The 965-nt window shown below is 69.2% G+C and carries 1 protein-coding gene; it reads left to right on the top strand.

Features of this window, described 5'->3' with window-relative positions; translation table 11 throughout:
• A partial coding sequence (locus P9217_RS30150; protein WP_278088327.1) for a VCBS domain-containing protein occupies positions 1-965 on the top strand: 965 nt, incomplete at both ends.

The following is a 965-nucleotide window of genomic DNA, read 5'->3' as shown; positions in this document are numbered from 1 at the left end:
GTGACCATCACCGGCACCAACGACGCGGCGACGGTGAGCTCGGACTCCAAGTCGGTGACCGAAGCCGACACGGCGGCGGCGCTGAACACCAGCGGCCAGCTGACGATCACCGACCCCGACACGGGTGAAGCGCATGTGGTGGCGCAGACCAACGCGGCCGGCACCTATGGCGACTTCTCGATCGACGCCGACGGCGCCTGGACCTACACCGGCAACGGCGCGCACAACGAGCTGACCGCGGGTCAGGTGGTGACCGACAGCTTCACGGTGACGAGCCAGGACGGCACGGCGACGGGGACGGTGACGGTGACCATCACCGGCACCAACGACGCGGCGACGGTGAGCTCGGACTCCAAGTCGGTGACCGAGGCCGACACGGCGGCGGCGCTGAACACCAGCGGCCAGCTGACGATCACCGACCCCGACACGGGTCAAGCGCATGTGGTGGCGCAGACCAATGCCGCCGGCACCTATGGCGACTTCTCGATCGACGCCGACGGCGCCTGGACCTACACCGGCAACGGCGCGCACAACGAGCTGACCGCGGGTCAGGTGGTGACCGACAGCTTCACGGTGACGAGCCAGGACGGCACGGCGACGGGGACGGTGACGGTGACCATCACCGGCACCAACGACGCGGCGACGGTGAGCTCGGACTCCAAGTCGGTGACCGAGGCCGACACGGCGGCGGCGCTGAACACCAGCGGCCAGCTGACGATCACCGACCCCGACACGGGTCAAGCGCATGTGGTGGCGCAGACCAATGCCGCCGGCACCTATGGCGACTTCTCGATCGACGCCGACGGCGCCTGGACCTACACCGGCAACGGCGCGCACAACGAGCTGACCGCGGGTCAGGTGGTGACCGACAGCTTCACGGTGACGAGCCAGGACGGCACGGCGACGGGGACGGTGACGGTGACCATCACCGGCACCAACGACGCGGCGACGGTGAGCTCGGACTC

Origin of the sequence: Mesorhizobium sp. WSM4989 (assembly GCF_029625795.1) — a bacterium.
Classification (GTDB): domain Bacteria; phylum Pseudomonadota; class Alphaproteobacteria; order Rhizobiales; family Rhizobiaceae; genus Mesorhizobium.
This window is presented reverse-complemented; position numbering and strand designations above follow the sequence as displayed.